At 45.0% G+C, this 15,345-nt stretch carries 17 protein-coding genes and 1 tRNA gene; 16 read left to right on the top strand and 2 right to left on the bottom strand.

Features of this window, described 5'->3' with window-relative positions; all coding sequences use genetic code 11:
• Positions 1 to 34 precede the first annotated feature (34 nt).
• The 4 genes from MUG84_RS15095 (at position 35) to MUG84_RS15080 (ending at position 3,675) form a co-directional block, all read left to right on the top strand.
• The gene (locus MUG84_RS15095) at positions 35 to 796 is read left to right on the top strand and encodes a ParA family protein (protein WP_244726018.1); all 762 of its coding nucleotides are present in this window, start codon (positions 35 to 37) and stop codon (positions 794 to 796) included.
• Complete coding sequence (locus MUG84_RS15090) at positions 789 to 1,628, top strand: ParB/RepB/Spo0J family partition protein (protein ID WP_244726016.1); 840 nt, start codon at positions 789 to 791, stop codon at positions 1,626 to 1,628. The genes MUG84_RS15095 and MUG84_RS15090 overlap by 8 nt, the downstream gene beginning before the upstream one ends.
• A 292-nt stretch (positions 1,629 to 1,920) precedes the next feature.
• Positions 1,921 to 3,075 carry an aminotransferase class V-fold PLP-dependent enzyme gene (locus MUG84_RS15085; protein ID WP_244726014.1) on the top strand — a complete coding sequence of 385 codons (1,155 nt, stop codon included), beginning with the start codon at positions 1,921 to 1,923 and terminating at the stop codon, positions 3,073 to 3,075.
• A gap of 99 nt (positions 3,076 to 3,174) precedes the next feature.
• The gene (locus MUG84_RS15080; protein WP_244726012.1) at positions 3,175 to 3,675 is read left to right on the top strand and encodes a DUF4446 family protein; all 501 of its coding nucleotides are present in this window, start codon (positions 3,175 to 3,177) and stop codon (positions 3,673 to 3,675) included.
• On the opposite strand, the gene yyaC is transcribed toward MUG84_RS15080, so the two are convergent.
• On the bottom strand, positions 3,650 to 4,255 hold the full coding sequence (gene yyaC / locus MUG84_RS15075; RefSeq protein WP_244726009.1) for a spore protease YyaC: 606 nt from the start codon (positions 4,253 to 4,255) through the stop codon (positions 3,650 to 3,652). The two genes, MUG84_RS15080 and yyaC, sit on opposite strands and share 26 nt — an antisense overlap.
• Positions 4,256 to 4,365: 110 nt before the next feature.
• On the opposite strand from yyaC, the gene MUG84_RS15070 reads away from it, so the two are divergent.
• The 4 genes from MUG84_RS15070 to MUG84_RS15055 all read left to right on the top strand — a co-directional run bounded on the left by MUG84_RS15070 (position 4,366) and on the right by MUG84_RS15055 (position 5,917).
• Positions 4,366 to 4,620, top strand: coding sequence for a putative Se/S carrier protein (locus tag MUG84_RS15070; protein ID WP_244726007.1), 255 nt, complete (start codon positions 4,366 to 4,368; stop codon positions 4,618 to 4,620).
• A 15-nt stretch (positions 4,621 to 4,635) separates the two neighbouring features.
• The gene (locus MUG84_RS15065; RefSeq protein ID WP_483310668.1) at positions 4,636 to 5,547 is read left to right on the top strand and encodes a mechanosensitive ion channel family protein; all 912 of its coding nucleotides are present in this window, start codon (positions 4,636 to 4,638) and stop codon (positions 5,545 to 5,547) included.
• A 3-nt stretch (positions 5,548 to 5,550) separates the two neighbouring features.
• The gene (locus MUG84_RS15060) at positions 5,551 to 5,769 is read left to right on the top strand and encodes a DUF951 domain-containing protein (RefSeq protein ID WP_244726002.1); all 219 of its coding nucleotides are present in this window, start codon (positions 5,551 to 5,553) and stop codon (positions 5,767 to 5,769) included.
• 57 nt (positions 5,770 to 5,826) lie between these two features.
• A tRNA-Ser gene (locus MUG84_RS15055) sits at positions 5,827 to 5,917 on the top strand.
• A gap of 402 nt (positions 5,918 to 6,319) precedes the next feature.
• Here the strand turns inward: MUG84_RS15055 and MUG84_RS15050 are convergent.
• The gene (locus MUG84_RS15050) at positions 6,320 to 6,514 is read right to left on the bottom strand and encodes a YjzC family protein (protein ID WP_244726000.1); all 195 of its coding nucleotides are present in this window, start codon (positions 6,512 to 6,514) and stop codon (positions 6,320 to 6,322) included.
• Between the two features lie 214 nt (positions 6,515 to 6,728).
• Here MUG84_RS15050 and rpsF point away from each other — a divergent pair, with 214 nt between their 5' ends.
• The 8 genes from rpsF (at position 6,729) to MUG84_RS15010 (ending at position 15,337) form a co-directional block, all read left to right on the top strand.
• Positions 6,729 to 7,013 (top strand): 30S ribosomal protein S6, encoded by a 285-nt coding sequence (gene rpsF, locus MUG84_RS15045; RefSeq protein WP_244725998.1) that lies wholly within the window; start codon positions 6,729 to 6,731, stop codon positions 7,011 to 7,013.
• Between the two features lie 50 nt (positions 7,014 to 7,063).
• Complete coding sequence (gene ssb / locus MUG84_RS15040; protein WP_244725996.1) at positions 7,064 to 7,540, top strand: single-stranded DNA-binding protein; 477 nt, start codon at positions 7,064 to 7,066, stop codon at positions 7,538 to 7,540.
• 21 nt (positions 7,541 to 7,561) lie between these two features.
• Positions 7,562 to 7,831: a 30S ribosomal protein S18 gene (gene rpsR, locus MUG84_RS15035; RefSeq protein WP_244725993.1), complete on the top strand. Its 270-nt coding sequence runs from the start codon at positions 7,562 to 7,564 to the stop codon at positions 7,829 to 7,831.
• Positions 7,832 to 8,199: 368 nt separating this feature from the next.
• The gene (locus tag MUG84_RS15030; protein ID WP_244725991.1) at positions 8,200 to 10,035 is read left to right on the top strand and encodes a cache domain-containing sensor histidine kinase; all 1,836 of its coding nucleotides are present in this window, start codon (positions 8,200 to 8,202) and stop codon (positions 10,033 to 10,035) included.
• A complete protein-coding gene (locus tag MUG84_RS15025) occupies positions 10,028 to 11,545 on the top strand; it encodes a response regulator transcription factor (RefSeq protein WP_244726104.1) in 1,518 nt (505 codons plus the stop codon). The genes MUG84_RS15030 and MUG84_RS15025 overlap by 8 nt, the downstream gene beginning before the upstream one ends.
• 339 nt (positions 11,546 to 11,884) lie before the next feature.
• Positions 11,885 to 13,378: an ABC transporter substrate-binding protein gene (locus MUG84_RS15020; RefSeq protein ID WP_244725989.1), complete on the top strand. Its 1,494-nt coding sequence runs from the start codon at positions 11,885 to 11,887 to the stop codon at positions 13,376 to 13,378.
• A gap of 89 nt (positions 13,379 to 13,467) precedes the next feature.
• Positions 13,468 to 14,397, top strand: coding sequence for an ABC transporter permease (locus tag MUG84_RS15015; RefSeq protein WP_244725987.1), 930 nt, complete (start codon positions 13,468 to 13,470; stop codon positions 14,395 to 14,397).
• A gap of 22 nt (positions 14,398 to 14,419) precedes the next feature.
• A complete protein-coding gene (locus tag MUG84_RS15010; protein ID WP_244725985.1) occupies positions 14,420 to 15,337 on the top strand; it encodes a carbohydrate ABC transporter permease in 918 nt (305 codons plus the stop codon).
• Positions 15,338 to 15,345: the final 8 nt, after the last annotated feature.

Below are 15,345 nucleotides of genomic sequence, written 5' to 3'. Positions count from 1 at the left end.
AGAAGAGTTTTCATACACAATGAGGTGAAATTGAGTGTCTAAAATCATTGCCATAGCAAACCAAAAAGGCGGAGTGGGGAAGACGACGACCTCCGTCAATCTCGGTGCAGGTCTGGCTTCGCTCGGTAAAAGAGTGCTGCTTGTAGATATTGATCCGCAAGGCAATACCACGAGCGGTGTGGGTGTGAATAAAGCCGATGTTACCAACTGCATCTATGATGTCATCATCAATGAAGTTCATCCCAAGGAAGCGATTCTTGAGACACAGGTCGAAGGACTGCATATCATTCCGGCTACCATACAGCTGGCAGGCGCGGAAATTGAATTGGTTCCAACCATTTCTCGGGAGCTTCGTCTTAAAAAATCGCTGCATCTCGTTAAGGCGAACTATGATTATATTCTAATAGACTGTCCGCCTTCTTTGGGTATTTTGACGATTAACTCGTTAACTGCAGCCGATTCGGTCATTATTCCGATCCAGTGCGAATATTACGCGCTTGAAGGATTGAGCCAGCTACTTAACACTGTACGTCTGGTACAAAAGCATCTGAATACATCGCTCCAGATTGAAGGAGTACTTCTCACAATGCTGGATGCCCGCACAAATCTTGGTATTCAGGTGATTGAAGAAGTGAAAAAGTACTTTCAAGATAAAGTGTATCGCACGATTATTCCACGTAATGTCCGGCTTAGTGAAGCACCGTCTCATGGACAATCCATAATGACTTATGATCCTCGGTCTAAAGGTGCAGAAGTTTATTTAGAGTTGGCAAAGGAAGTGATTTCTTATGAGTAAACGACTGGGCAAAGGACTTGATGCCTTAATTCCTTCCCTTTCCATCAATGATGATGACAAAATTGTGGAGATTCCACTCAGCCAACTGCGTGCGAATCCATATCAGCCGCGAAAAGATTTTAATGAGGAGTCTATTCAGGAATTAGCTGAGTCCATTCGTCAGCATGGCGTGATTCAACCTATAATTGTTCGCAGCGTGTTGAAGGGCTATGAAATCATTGCTGGTGAGAGACGGTTCCGTGCTTCACAATTCTGCGGTAAAGCAACCATTCCTGCGGTAGTCCGCAGCTTTAGTGACCAGCAGGTGATGGAGATCGCTTTGATCGAAAACCTGCAGCGTGAAAACTTGAATGCAATGGAGGTTGCGGTTGCCTATCAAGGTCTGATGGATCAGTATTCACTCACTCAGGAAGAACTCTCTCTTAAGGTGGGGAAATCGAGATCCCATATTGCTAACTTTCTAAGATTACTTTCGCTTCCTGAGGAAGTAAAAGATTATGTTTCACGTGGAACATTGTCCATGGGACATGCGCGTGCCATTGTAGGTCTGAAGGATCCGGCACTCATCAAACAGCTTGCCAAGCAGTGTGTAGCCAATGAGTGGAGTGTTCGGGATCTGGAAGAGGCAGTTAAAAATCTAGATCGTAGAGCCGTGGACAAGAACAAAGTCAAAGTGAAAAAACGTGATCCTTATATCGATAATCTGGAAGAATCTTTGCGAGAAAGATTCAGGACGACGGTTAAGATCAAACAGAACAAAGACAAAGGTAAAATTGAATTGAATTATTACAGTAAACAGGATTTGGAACGACTGTTGGAGCTTTTGCAGTAAGAGCGATCTTATGAACATGCTAAGTGACATATCCGGCTGTATCCCTAGCAAGGGGGAGGATATGTCATTCTCTATTTTTAGATATCAAAAAGTATAAAAACTTCGAGAAACGCATCCTGATATCGCTAGAAAAACTACTGCTAAACGCGGTCTGTCTTCAGTGAAAGTACATCGACAGACGTTTTTCTTGAGAGAGTAGAAAAGGTATGATGTGAGAGATTGGTCTCTTATAACAAATATCTGCTGGGAGGATGCAGAGCGCATAAGAAGCCGGGGAGAAGGAGGAACTCTAGTGAAGCCGCTCGTGTATTTAGATCATGCTGCTACGTCGTGGCCTAAACCTCCTGAAGTGATGCAAGCTATGCAGGCGGCCATGGCGGAAGCGGCAGCCAATCCCGGACGAGGAAGTCACCAGATGGCAGTGAAGGCCAGTAGAGTTCTGTTTGAGACGCGCCGGGTTCTTTCTCGCCTGTTTAAGGTTTCTAATCCCAATGATGTGGTATTTACTCATAACACAACGGAGGCTCTGAATCTGGCGATAAAGGGATTGCTTCAGGAAGGCGACTATGTTGTCGCAACGATGGTTGAACATAATTCTGTGAGACGTCCGTTGGAGTTTCTGAGAAGAACCCTTGGGATAAAAGTGGAGTATATTCCGGTCAATGGCCAAGGTGAGCTCGATCAGCGGCGGCTTAAAGAGGCGTTGGCGAAGCGTCCCAAACTAGTTGTGTGTAGTCATAGTTCTAATCTGCTAGGAAGTATTTTACCCATTGCGGAAATCGGAAAAATGGCACATGAGCAGGGTGCGGTGTTTTTGGTGGATGCGGCACAAAGTGCAGGATGTCTTGAAATTGATGTCAATGTAATGCATATAGACCTGCTTGCTTTCCCTGGTCATAAAGGACTGCTTGGACCACAGGGAACGGGCGGGCTCTACATATCCCCAACCATCGACTTGGAGCCTCTTATGCACGGAGGGACTGGGAGTCAATCCGAGGAAATCGAGCAACCTGCTGTCCGTCCGGACCGGTATGAAGCGGGAACACCCAACACGATAGGGATTTCTGGTTTGAGGGCCGGCGTTGAGAAAATACTAGAGATATCTACCTCACGGATCTATCAGCATGAGTGGAACTTGACGCAGCGGATCATGGAAGGTATACAAGATATACAGGGTCTGCGGATTCTGGGACCGGATCTAAGAAAACCGAAAACAGGGATTGTATCGTTTGTCTCGTCAGAGATGGACTCGAGTGAGATCGCCTTTCGGCTGGACCGGGAGTATGGCATTGCTGTTCGTGCAGGTATGCATTGTACACCCCTCGCGCATGAAGCGGCTCAGACGCTGCAGACCGGAGCGGTTCGGGCAAGTGTGGGTATAGACTCCACGATAGAAGAAGCGGGTATACTGGTCGATGCTTTAAAAAGGATTTGCGGTAGGGCATAATAAAATGGCATGTGTATGGAAAATTTGAGTTGCCCGTTGATCAGTAAAAACAAAAAAATAACCGGTTAGATCAAGATTGAGGAAAAGGAATGAACAGCAATGTCGGACTTGAATAGTTTAATTATGGAACAACTGCAGTGGTTTATCGGCGGGGTAATACTCCTCATTTTGATCTTGCTCGTTATGGTGCTTACGCAGGGTGCAAAGCTCAGAAAGATGCGCCGAAAATACGATTTGATGATGGCAGGGAGCGGGGTAGAGAATCTCGAGACGCTGCTGATTGATTTGAAAGTACAAATGGACAGCATTGAGGATGAGCAGCAGCAGCAGCGTAAATCGCTGGAGCTTCTGTTAACCAAGATGCAGCAGGTAAAAGGACAGGTGGGCATTAAGCGATACAATGCGTTTACTGGCCAAGGAAGCGATTTGAGCTTCTCGATCGCGATTGTGGATGAAAAGAAAAATGGAGTTGTCATTTCAGCTCTGTACAGCCGTGACAGCTCCTATGTATATGCCAAACCGCTTGCGGTCGGCGAGTCGTCGTATGCCTTGTCTCCAGAAGAAGTGGAAGCGATCAATCTAGCCTTGCAACAAGGGTAGAGCGGGTCTTCCATTCTTGAATGGCTTCATTAAGACTCGTGGCAATGATCTCCGATAAACGAACAACCAGACTTAAACGCGTGTTTTGCAACACAAAATATTCCATGAAGCCGCCGACATTAACGATACCCGTCAAATGGATATCGCCAACCGGCGGCAATTCTTTATGTACACCTGCACCGGGTTTTAAAGGTCCACTCGCGACCTGGATACAGCCTACACTTGAGGATTGACCAAGGCATGCGTCAATGCCAATTACGAAAGGATTATCGTACAAGGCGTAAATAGAGGACAGCGTTTCCTGAAGGTTCACGGCATGGACGGGTTCCTCAAGAGTGCCAAACAGATGAAACCAAGGGCTTTTATAGCGTGCTAGAGCAGTACCAACCAAAGGGCCAAGACAGTCTCCGGTAGAACGATCCGTGCCAACACAAACGACGATAACCTGCTGTTTATCCTTAGCCTGTGACAAGTGAAACAAAAGACGGTGAATGATAGCAGAATGGATTTCAGGGTCCGTATGTGGTATTTTTAAGCATGAAAGCTGCTGTTGCTGGGAAGGGTTAGGCAGCTGTGTCATAGAATCTTCCTTTCAAATACAAATGGTAGTATCTAGTATATGGATGGTTGCATGTTTTTATACTTCCTGGGGACAAGCAATTTATTTGAGCGGAAGGCGGCATGAGAAAAATGGAATCGTGGTTGTTAATTGCCTTCGACTCGACACAGCAGGCGCTTCGGGCGGAAATGCTGCTAGAGTATGCCGATATCGAAATCGATCTTTATCCTACGCCCAAAACCATCACTGCGGGCTGTGCGTTATCCATTCAGTTTCCGAAGGAAGAGCTGATGTCCGTACAGCAAATTATGAAGCAAGAGCATGTGGAAATCAGAGGAATCTACTATAAAGACAACAAAGATAGATATATATGCATCGAAGAATAGGAGGTAGAGGAAGTGATCAATCCATACTGGCTGGAAGCAGGGAGTGTAGGAATTGAAGGGACTGTGGAAAAAGCGGTGAAGTTCAGTGATCAAATATGGAGCTGGCTTACGGATGTGGACAAATGGATGAATCTTATATCTTCCGGGATCCGCATCATTGTTCTTTTTATCGTTACCCGAATCATTATCCGTGTGGTATCCAAAATCATTGACCGGACGTTATCGCAAAGGGAACAAAGCAGAATCAACACGAACCCCCGCCGATTTGCCACGGTTGGAGAGCTTCTGAAAAACGTAACAGCCGTTACCTGTAACTTCATCATGGTGCTGCTGATTCTTTCCGAATTTCATTTTGATCTCGGACCGCTGTTGGCGAGTGCTGGTGTGCTAGGTCTTGCCATTGGTTTTGGTGCTCAGAGTTTGGTCAAGGATGTCATTACTGGCTTCTTCATTATCCTGGAGGACCAATTTGCGGTAGGAGATGTCATTCAGACGGGGACTTATAAAGGGACTGTTGAATTGATAGGACTTCGTACCACCCGGATCGTCAGCATGAATGGGGAAACCTACATTCTGCCGAACGGGTTGATTACAAGCGTAACGAATTATTCAATATCCAATGCCGTTGCGATGGTGGATTTGCCGATTAAAAGCGAGCGGTTGCTTGAAGATACGGTGAGATTGGTCAAGGAGGCACTGGCCGGTCTGCAGGAGCGGGAAGGAAGTATTCTTGCCGTGCCAGATGTGCTCGGAATCCAATCCATGACCACCAGCGAGTACGTTATCCGCGTTGTAGCTCAGTGCGAACCCAATACAAGGTCACAGGTGGAACGAACGATTTTGGAGAATATCAAACAGGCCATGGAATTCGAGGAAATGCAAAAAGAATCGTTATCCGAATTATCGGTAGCAGAAGGGGGAGAGTAGGCTATGGAACGCAAGGTGTTTGGGCTCGGGGACATTGTTCAAATGAAAAAAAATCACCCGTGCGGCAGCAATGAAATGGAAATTATCCGTATGGGAATGGATATCCGGATCAAGTGCGTCGGATGCCAGCATAGTGTCTTAATCCCTCGTGCAAAATTCGAGAAAAATATGAAGAAAGTGCTGCGCTCCAAGGAAGCAGGAGAAGAGGCAGGCGAAAAGTAATTTTGTAAGGCCTGTCTTGCATTTTTTGTAATGTTGTGATACAATAAATCTTGCTGCGGAAAGGTACCCAAGAGGTCCAAGGGGGCTGACTCGAAATCAGTTAGGCGTCGCAAGGCGTGCGAGGGTTCGAATCCCTCTCTTTCCGCCACATTCCCTTTTTCATCAAATATACTTCATAGAATAACGTAATTGGACAAAACCTTTGGCCCCGTCATCGCCAAGGGTTTTTTACATTTTAAGAAGACAAACAGCTGACAAACCAAAGAAGGACCCGAAGGTCCTTCTATTTGGCAGACGGTACTTAAATGGATTTTGGAATTCGTTCTACAACAAACACGTCACATGAAACTTTGGATAAGCCGAGGAGCAATCTGGGATTGCTCCAGACAGAATGTCTTTGGCACGTCCCTCCGCTTCTATAATGTTATGCTGTTTCTGACTTCCAGTGATTTGTTACGCAGCTTAGGCCCAACGGAACCACACCTCTCTCGTAACCGTCTAATTGTATTATCTGCAGTTTACACAGAATTATTCATCGTTTAGAAAAAAATTAATGGACCTTGGCTTTGGTTTGCTTTTTCCACTTACGGTCTTTGTTTGTGGTTTTCGGGAAGGTCTCGCCTCGCTCAAGCGTGATCATCTTCGGGTCTTGGATTTCAGTATGAAAGCTGGCCTCGCCAACCTCCATATAAACTCCAGGGTTTGGTGCTTTATCTCCCGGTTCGAATTCAGTTTTTTCACCCATAAGTATACCTCCTTGTACAAGAGAATGGACTGCCTCTGTAGTGTTTACACATCATGCCGAATCGTATAAATCTTTTGTATGCCAATAATAGGGGTTAATAAGCAAATAACTTGCATCTGATATGACTATTTGTTATATTAATATGGTGCGAGTTTAGGCTCGCTCCTTGTTCCTGACTCGATCAGGGGCCGAAGTCCATAAGGAGGTGAAAGTTATGCGCAAATATGAAGTAATGTACATTATTCGTCCGGACGTTGAACAAGAAGCTGTTCAAGCTGTAGTCGAAAAGTTCCAAGGCATTATCTCGAGCGGTGGAGAAATCACGAAGCATGAAGTGATGGGTAAACGCCGTCTTGCGTATGAGATCAAGAAATTCCGTGATGGTACTTTTGTTCTGGTAAACTTCAGTGCAACTCCTGAAGTTGTTGCCGAGCTTGAGCGTATCATGAAAATTTCTGACGAAGTTATTCGTTATCTCATTACTCTTGACGTTGCTTAAGACCAAGCTTTTGGCGTAAGTGATGAATTCGTTCGAAGGAGGGGACTAGATTGCTGAACCGTGTAATTTTGATTGGCCGTTTAACCAAGGATCCTGAGCTTCGCTATACTCCTGCCGGAGTTGCGGTAACGCAGTTCACGCTGGCTGTAGACAGACCGTTTACGTCGCAGGGCGGGGAGCGGGAAGCGGATTTTATTCCAGTGGTGACTTGGAGACAGCTTGCTGAGACCTGTGCAAACTACTTGCGCAAAGGCCGTTTAACGGCAGTTGAAGGTCGTATCCAGGTACGAAATTACGAAAATAACGAAGGTAAACGTGTATACGTCACCGAAGTCATTGCCGATAATGTACGTTTTCTGGAGTCGAGCCGCGATGGCGGCGGCAGCGGTGGTCAAGCTCCGCGTGAAGAGACCTCTTTTGGAGGCGGAAACCGCGAAAATAATTACTCCCGGAACAATTCCAATCAAGATCCTTTTTCCGATGACGGAAAACCGATTGATATCTCGGATGATGATTTGCCATTTTAAATATGGGAAGGACTGAACAGCATGGCTTTTAAACAAAGAGAAGGCGGAGACGATAAAAGACCGGCTCGCCGTGGCGGCCGTAACAAACGTCGTAAAGTGTGCTTCTTCACTGTGAACAAAATTACTCACATTGATTATAAAGACACAGACCTGCTGAAGAAATTCATCAGCGAACGTGGAAAAATTTTGCCACGCCGTGTAACCGGTACGAGTGCAAAATACCAACGCATGCTGACGATTGCGATCAAACGCTCCCGTCAAATCGCGTTGCTGCCTTACACAACGGAATAATCCGTGGCTTAGGACAGCAGAAAGAGCCAGTATTCTGGGAAACCAGGGTGCTGGCTCTTTGTTGTCTTAGCCTTATACATAATTCTTCCATTTGAATAAATGGAAATGAAAGAGTTATCATTAGACTAGTTGCTTCTTACAAGGCAATACACAGCTAATCAAGTTTCTGCAAAGAGATGTGGAACATCCTTTCCAATTTCCCGGGTAATTACTCTAGTATAATCAAGCCCCGATAACCTGCTATAGGTGGTTGATTAAAGAGGTATTTAGGCTGGTCCAGCAGGCTGAGCGAAGGGTCACTGCAGGGGTATGATATAATTGGAGAGCAGGTCTGTTCTAACTGGCCACGACTTCAGGGGGGAGCGTGCATGGGGATCGGAAGAATATACAGAAACTACTTTAAGAACAATATGTTCATGAAGATCCTGGTAATCTTCACTTTCATCGCAATTGTAACGATTGTTATATTATCATATCTAATGGTATCGTCCTTGTCGCAGTCGATTGTGAACAAAGAGTTCGACAATCAAAAAGCCGCCATGGAAAGTGTAAGCCGTTACATCGACAGCCGGTATGAGGCAGTGGAGAATATTGCAAGGGATATGTATCGTAATGAAGCGCTGTACTCCAATATCTCCTTTTTGATGGAGAATTCTTATGCTGAATATGTGCAATACCGAATGGACCGGTTTAGTAATGAATCGGGCGGATATTCAACGGATGTGCTTCAGTATTTTCAAGATAAAATGGACGAGAACAGCGACATCCGAAATATTATGCTGTACAGTTCGGACCGTCAATATTTGTCTATGTTCAAACCCAACAAACAGTTTAAACAGCTTCCAACCAATGTCGCGAATTCCTATATCCCAGATGTGATGGCTATGGAAGCCAAAGGCATATCTGCTCCAAACTATTGGATCCGTAAAGCGGCTGATCAATGGGATCAATCACTCTATGCGATCCGGATTCCGATTAATAACAAGCAGCTGAAAAATTCCGGTCAGTTAATAGTCTACATGGACTCGGATAGCATCTCAAATGCGCTTGCAGCTTACAAGAACAGCTACAAAGGGAGTATTGTTGTTCTCTCTTCAACGGGAAGCGTGCTTTTTGATTCAGAAGGGAAGTACTACGGAAAAAGATATCCTTACGTCGACATTTCCGACTCTCTTTTTGATGATCCCCATGCGGGCTTAACAGAAAGCGGGAAAGATATGTATATTAACAAGCTGATTTCCCCGGAAGGGGGATATGTCGTGATTGGAGCGATTCCCAAAAATGAAATAGCAGCAAGCTATTCTGGCATACGCCAAACGATCATGATGATCAGTGTGATTTGCATCTTGTTTGCTATCCTTTTCCCGGCCCTTTTTATTACCAATTTTGCAAAACGAACCAACCGAATCATCCAATTTACACGCAAGGTCAAAAACGGTGATTTCACTGCCAGAATTGACGATCCACGTGAGGATGAGCTGGGTCAAATATCGCGAAGCTTTAACGATATGCTGGACGAGCTGAATTTGTATATTGAACGGGTGTATAAAGCGGAAATCAAACAAAAGCAGACGGAATTGGTAGCGCTTCAAGCGCGGATTAATCCCCATTTCCTGTACAACACGCTTGAGGTTATTAGGATGAGGGCGATTTCGCAGGGGGCCAGAGACGTCGGTGAAATGATTTATAGCTTATCGGTGCTGTTTAAAAGTCTCGTGCAGCAGAAAAGAAACTACACGCTTAAGGATGAACTGGAAGCCTGCCGGCTGTTTCTTGAGTTATTTAGAATCCGGTACAAGGAAAAATTCAATTACTCGATTACGCACGATCCGGCACTTGCCGGTAAATCAATGATTAAGCTGTCGCTTCAGCCTATTATTGAAAATTATATCATTCATGGTATCCAAACAGAGAGATTTGATAATCATCTGACCATTGAGGTAAGGGAAGAAGGCAATATGCTGGTTGCCGTGATTACCGATAACGGAAAAGGTATTGAGCCTACGCGCCTGGAGGAAATTCGAGAAGAGCTGGAGAAGCCGGAGGAGACAGGTCAGATGTTTGGCCTCCGAAGTGTTCACAGTCGTCTCCGTTTTCTGTATGGACCCGCCTACGGAATCGAGATTGACAGTTGGCCTGAGAGAGGAACGGTCATTACCGTGAATTACCCAAGCCAGGAAGGAACGGATGCTGAAGATGTATAAAGTGTTTATTGTTGATGACGAACCGTTTATTATTGAGGGATTATACGATATTTTGGACTGGTCATCGTTTGGTTTGGAGATTGTCGGACATGCGGAGAATGGGCGGCAGGCGCTGGATGCGTTAGCTTCAACTCCCGTGGATTTGCTGATTACCGATATTTCCATGCCGGTGATGAACGGCCTCAACCTGATCGCTGAAGCGCGTAAGCTTCATCCGGATTTAAAGGTGATTATTCTCAGTGGGTTCAATGAGTTCGACTATTTAAAGGAAGGCATGAAGCTGGGAATTGAGAACTATCTGCTGAAGCCGATCAATGTGGAGGAGCTGGAATCCACGCTGAGCAATACGGTGGAGAAAATGGACAGCACCAGATCGAGCGAGCTGTATGGCACGTTTGATGTTCAAATTTTAAAGGACAACACGCTCTACCGCTGGCTGACTGGACAAATTGCGGCAGGTGAATTTCGGGAACGGGCCGATTTGCTGGGATTTGATCTGGAAAAACCATATAAGGTTGTTGCCGTTCTAAGGTCCAAGGAAGTTGAGAGTTTTAACCGAATTAGCGAACAGATTCGGGATGAAAAAGAAGTCACTTCTTTCCGCGATGTAGATGGAGACCTTGTTTTGATCGGTCATCTTCGGCATAGGACCGAGGGAAAAACGAACTTTATAGAGCTGCTTAAAAGGATTTCGAATGAGCAGTCCAGCTTAAACGAACCTGTACAAATAGGGATAGGCTGCGTGGTTCAGCTTCCTGAGGAAGCGTCGCTCAGCTATAAAGAAGCAAAACAGTCCCTGGAGTATTTTATGGTGTATCCGGACTCTAGCATCATTGATTACACATCGCTTAAGGAGAATAGGAAGAGTAGCGGCACCGAAACGTCGATCCATTGGGAGGAATATGCCAAGCTCATTTTGGTCAGGGATCAAGAAGGTCTGACGCAAAAAATCAGGGATGATTTTGAGCAGATGCAGAAGGTGGAAGGCATCCTGCCAGAAGACCTGCGCAACACCGCGCTGGAGCTGGTTATTAGGTTCAAGATGGAACTTGCACAAATTAAGCATACTGATGAAACGGATATTTTCAAAAAAGGGCTAAGCAACCTAAGGAGCAGCGGTACATTTGACGATTTGGTCGTTTCACTTCAGGAAGTCGCCAAAGCGACGGTCGGCTCGCTGATGCAGGATGCCAAAAATCCGGTGGTCAGCCAGGTGCTCATCCATATTCACAATCATTATGCGGACGAGCTTTCGCTTAAGACGCTGGGAGCACAATATCATATTCATCCGGTCTATCTGGGGCAGTTGTTCCATAAGGAAACTGGAGACTCATTTGCAGAATATATCAACAAATACCGGATTGAAAAAGCAAAGGAACAGCTAAAAAACACAAATTTGAAGGTACATGAAATTGCAAGGAACGTAGGTTACTGGGAAACGGGATATTTCTATAAACAATTCAGAAAATATGTCGGTATTTCTCCAACCGATTTTAAAGGCTTGGGTTGAGACCGGCTGAATAGTATCCTGGATAAGGATGAGGCTTTCAAGAAAAGAGCCCGTTCTTATTCGGGGTATTTTTGTTTTTTAGAGAAATGATGTTCAGGGGATATGTTGAAATAGCAATGAAAGTAAGCGTTTTACATTTTCATCCCAAGGAAAGAATCTTTCTTTAATTTGTACCTGATTTTATTAAGTTTATCTTCTTTTTGAAACTGCTTTCATACGGTAAGGTTAATTTGTTAGTACAGACAAGCCGGAATATAAAAAAACCAGATCCGACTTTGAGCAATTTTTTACATGGTGGAGAGACATACGTAAAAGAAATTCAAAAGGGAGGATTACAACATGAGTAAGAGAAAAAAAAGTTTCTCATTCGCACTGGCTATGGTAACGGCTTTGACGCTTGTCCTTAGCGGCTGCGGTGGGGGAAGTAACGACGCAAAAGGAAGCGATTCCAATGGAGCTTCGAAGGATTCTGAAAAACCTGTCAATCTGATCTGGTACACGATCGGAACACCTCAAAAAGATGTAGACAAGGTTATGGCTGAAGTCAGCAAGTATACACAGGAAAAGATCAATGCCACGGTTACAATGAAAATGGTTGATTGGGGCGACTACCAGCAAAAGATGCAGGTTAACGTAGCTTCCGGTGAACCAATGGATATTATGTTTACCTCGGCAGGCGGATTCGATTACGTGCAAAACGCAAGAAAAGGCGCGTTCATGGAACTCGACGATCTGCTTGATAAATATGGCAAAGGCATTAAAGACACGATCGACCCTGCTTTCCTGGAAGGCTCCAAGGTAGATGGTCACAACTACGGTATTCCTGCTAACAAAGAGCTTCCTCAACAAGAGGTATGGCGCTTCAACAAAAACCTGGTTGATAAATACAATCTGGACATTTCGAATGTACGGTCCTTGGACAGCATCGAGCCGCTTCTGAAAACAATTAAGGAAAAAGAGCCAAACGTAACGCCGTTTGCTATGGATAAAAACTATGTTCCATACGTTCCTTACGATTATGTTATTCAGAATCTGCCAATGGCCGTTAAACTTGACACAACCGATTATAAAATCGTAAACATTCTGGAAACGCCAGAAATGAAACAAGCCCTGACAACGATGCACAAATATTATAAAGCAGGTTATATTGCGCCTGAAGCAGCAACGACTGGTTCCACCAATGACCTGACAACATCCGGCAACTGGTTTATGGACCGTGCGCAAACTCAGCCGTTGGCTGACAACCTCTGGTCTGCAAGCTATGGATACCCTGTCGTTTCCACACCAGCAAGTGACGCAATCATTACAAACACATCCGTTCAAGGTTCGATTATGGCAATTTCCGCGAACTCTGAGCATCCTGAAAAAGCAATGGAATTCTTGAACTTGCTGAATACGGATCCAGTACTTCGCAACATGGTTGATTCCGGTATCGAAGGCGAACATTACAAGAAGATTGACGACAAGCATATCGAAAATCTTCCAGCATCCAAAAACTATGATATGCCTTCTTATTCTTTGGGTAACAACATGCTGCTGTACCTCAATCAGAATGATCCAGATGACAAATGGGATCAATTCAAGAAATTTAACGCTGAAGGTAAAAATTCACCAATCCTGAGCTTTAACTTTGACAGCACGAAAGTAGCAACAGAAATGGCAGCAGTTCAAAACGTGAAGGAACAGTTCTGGTCTTCCCTGATGACGGGTACTGTAGACCCTGAAACTTACCTGCCTAAAGCAATCGCAGCATTCAAGCAAGCCGGTCTTGACAAAGTTATGGCTGAAGCCCAGACACAGCTCGACGCCTGGAAGGCTGAAAATAACAAGTAATAACTGAAAGAAATTTTAGCGGGATCGGGCGGGTGATAAAGCGCCCGATCCTTTTTCACTTCCATACCTTATTTTCAGGAGGGAACACAATGGCTACTTTTTTTAAAAACCTCATTAAGAACAAAGTCATGCTGTTTATGGTGCTACCCGGTGCCATTTGGTTTTTCTTCTTTTCCTATCTGCCGCTTGCAGGCACAGTCGTGGCTTTTAAAGAGTACCGTTTTAACCGTGATGGCTTTTGGGCTAGTATCACCTCAAGCAAATGGGTAGGCTGGGACAACTTCAAGTTCCTGTTCAGCACAAACGATGCTTATACCATTACGCGGAACACGCTATTATACAACATTGCCTTTATTTTTCTCGGGCTCATACTTTCCGTAGCCATGGCGATTTTGTTGTCCGAACTGGTTAACAAAAAAATGGCGAAAATTTATCAAACTGGAATGTTCCTTCCTTATTTTCTATCTTGGGTTATCGTTGGCTATTTCGCGTTCAGCTTCCTGAGCATGGACCGCGGGTTGTTTAATCAGATTCTAGGCTGGTTTGGCGTGGAGCCGATCTCGTGGTATTCCGAGCCTAAGTACTGGCCGTTTATATTGATATTCGTCAGTATGTGGAAATCGGTCGGTTACAACAGTGTCGTATACCTGGCTTCGATTATGGGTATTGACAAATCGCTTTACGAAGCGGCCATGATCGATGGTGCAAGCAAATGGCAGCGGATCCGCCACATTACGATCCCTATGCTTTCACCGATTATCACTATTATGACGCTGCTTGCGGTGGGACGGATTTTCTATGCCGACTTTGGTCTGTTCTATCAGGTTCCAAGAGATTCGGGTACGCTTTACTCGGTTACGAACGTCATCGACACTTATGTCTACCGTGGCCTTAAAACGACAGGGGAAATCGGTATGAGTGCGGCTGCAGGTCTGTATCAGTCGGTTGTCGGTTTTGTGCTTGTCATGGTGTCCAACTTTATCGTACGGAAAATCGACAAAGACAGCGCCCTGTTCTAAAAAGTTGAAAGGAGTGTCAGGTATGGCGAATATCATCAGAAAGAAACGAGATTTTCATAACGTGTCGCGTGGCTGGAACATTGTTCTTAACATCATCGCGGGGTTATTTGCTTTCATATGCGTATTTCCTTTTCTATTTGTCGTTATTATTTCATTAACGGATGAAAAAACATTGGCGACGAACGGTTACCAGCTAATTCCGGCCAAATGGAGTTTAGACGCCTATCGTTACGTATTTGAAAGCGGGGATGCGCTGCTTCGTTCCTATGGCGTAACGATTGTAGTCACTCTCGTAGGTACCCTTATCAGCTTAATTCTTATTTCGCTTTACGCGTATGCCATTTCACGTAAAAGCTTTCGCTACCGCAATTTTTTCAACGTGTTTGCCATTATTACCATGCTGTTCAACGGCGGTATGATTCCGACTTACATGGTTGTGTCCCAGCTACTTGGATTGAAGGATACCCTTTGGGCCCTTATCCTGCCTCTGGCGATGAACGCTTTTTATATCATGATTCTTCGTACGTTCTATAGTACTAGTGTTCCTGAACCAATTATTGAATCGGGACGGATAGACGGTGCGGACGACTTCTATATTTTTCTGAGAATCGTGCTGCCATTGTCGCTGCCGGGCCTCGCAACGATTGGTCTGTTCAGTACGCTTGGCTACTGGAATGACTGGTTTAATGCCCTGCTGTATATTGACGATCCAAATTTGGTTCCGCTGCAATCCATGTTGATGCGAATTGAGAACAGTATCGCGTTTATTCAGCAAAATTCAGCAAACAGCTCTCTCAGCATGACTGCACTTCAATCCATTCCGCAGGATACTGCCCGGATGGCGATGGTAGTGCTGGCAACGCTGCCGATTATTTTTGCATATCCATTCTTCCAGCGTTATTTTGTTCAAGGTCTGACCGTGGGCGCCGTCAAAGAATAATAACACCA

It is taken from the genome of Paenibacillus mangrovi (genome assembly GCF_022898935.1).
Classification (GTDB): domain Bacteria; phylum Bacillota; class Bacilli; order Paenibacillales; family Paenibacillaceae; genus Paenibacillus_AQ; species Paenibacillus_AQ mangrovi.
This window is presented reverse-complemented; position numbering and strand designations above follow the sequence as displayed.

What these genes read in the sequence shown, in the direction of transcription:
- MUG84_RS15090 (WP_244726016.1), top strand. Translation starts at nt 789, where the DNA reads ATGAGTAAACGACTGGGCAAAGGACTTGATGCCTTAATTCCTTCCCTT.
- MUG84_RS15080 (WP_244726012.1), top strand. Translation starts at nt 3,175, where the DNA reads ATGTCGGACTTGAATAGTTTAATTATGGAACAACTGCAGTGGTTTATC.
- yyaC (WP_244726009.1), bottom strand. Translation starts at nt 4,255, where the DNA reads ATGACACAGCTGCCTAACCCTTCCCAGCAACAGCAGCTTTCATGCTTA.
- MUG84_RS15070 (WP_244726007.1), top strand. Translation starts at nt 4,366, where the DNA reads ATGGAATCGTGGTTGTTAATTGCCTTCGACTCGACACAGCAGGCGCTT.
- MUG84_RS15060 (WP_244726002.1), top strand. Translation starts at nt 5,551, where the DNA reads ATGGAACGCAAGGTGTTTGGGCTCGGGGACATTGTTCAAATGAAAAAA.
- MUG84_RS15050 (WP_244726000.1), bottom strand. Translation starts at nt 6,514, where the DNA reads ATGGGTGAAAAAACTGAATTCGAACCGGGAGATAAAGCACCAAACCCT.
- rpsF (WP_244725998.1), top strand. Translation starts at nt 6,729, where the DNA reads ATGCGCAAATATGAAGTAATGTACATTATTCGTCCGGACGTTGAACAA.
- rpsR (WP_244725993.1), top strand. Translation starts at nt 7,562, where the DNA reads ATGGCTTTTAAACAAAGAGAAGGCGGAGACGATAAAAGACCGGCTCGC.
- MUG84_RS15030 (WP_244725991.1), top strand. Translation starts at nt 8,200, where the DNA reads ATGGGGATCGGAAGAATATACAGAAACTACTTTAAGAACAATATGTTC.
- MUG84_RS15025 (WP_244726104.1), top strand. Translation starts at nt 10,028, where the DNA reads ATGTATAAAGTGTTTATTGTTGATGACGAACCGTTTATTATTGAGGGA.
- MUG84_RS15020 (WP_244725989.1), top strand. Translation starts at nt 11,885, where the DNA reads ATGAGTAAGAGAAAAAAAAGTTTCTCATTCGCACTGGCTATGGTAACG.
- MUG84_RS15015 (WP_244725987.1), top strand. Translation starts at nt 13,468, where the DNA reads ATGGCTACTTTTTTTAAAAACCTCATTAAGAACAAAGTCATGCTGTTT.
- MUG84_RS15010 (WP_244725985.1), top strand. Translation starts at nt 14,420, where the DNA reads ATGGCGAATATCATCAGAAAGAAACGAGATTTTCATAACGTGTCGCGT.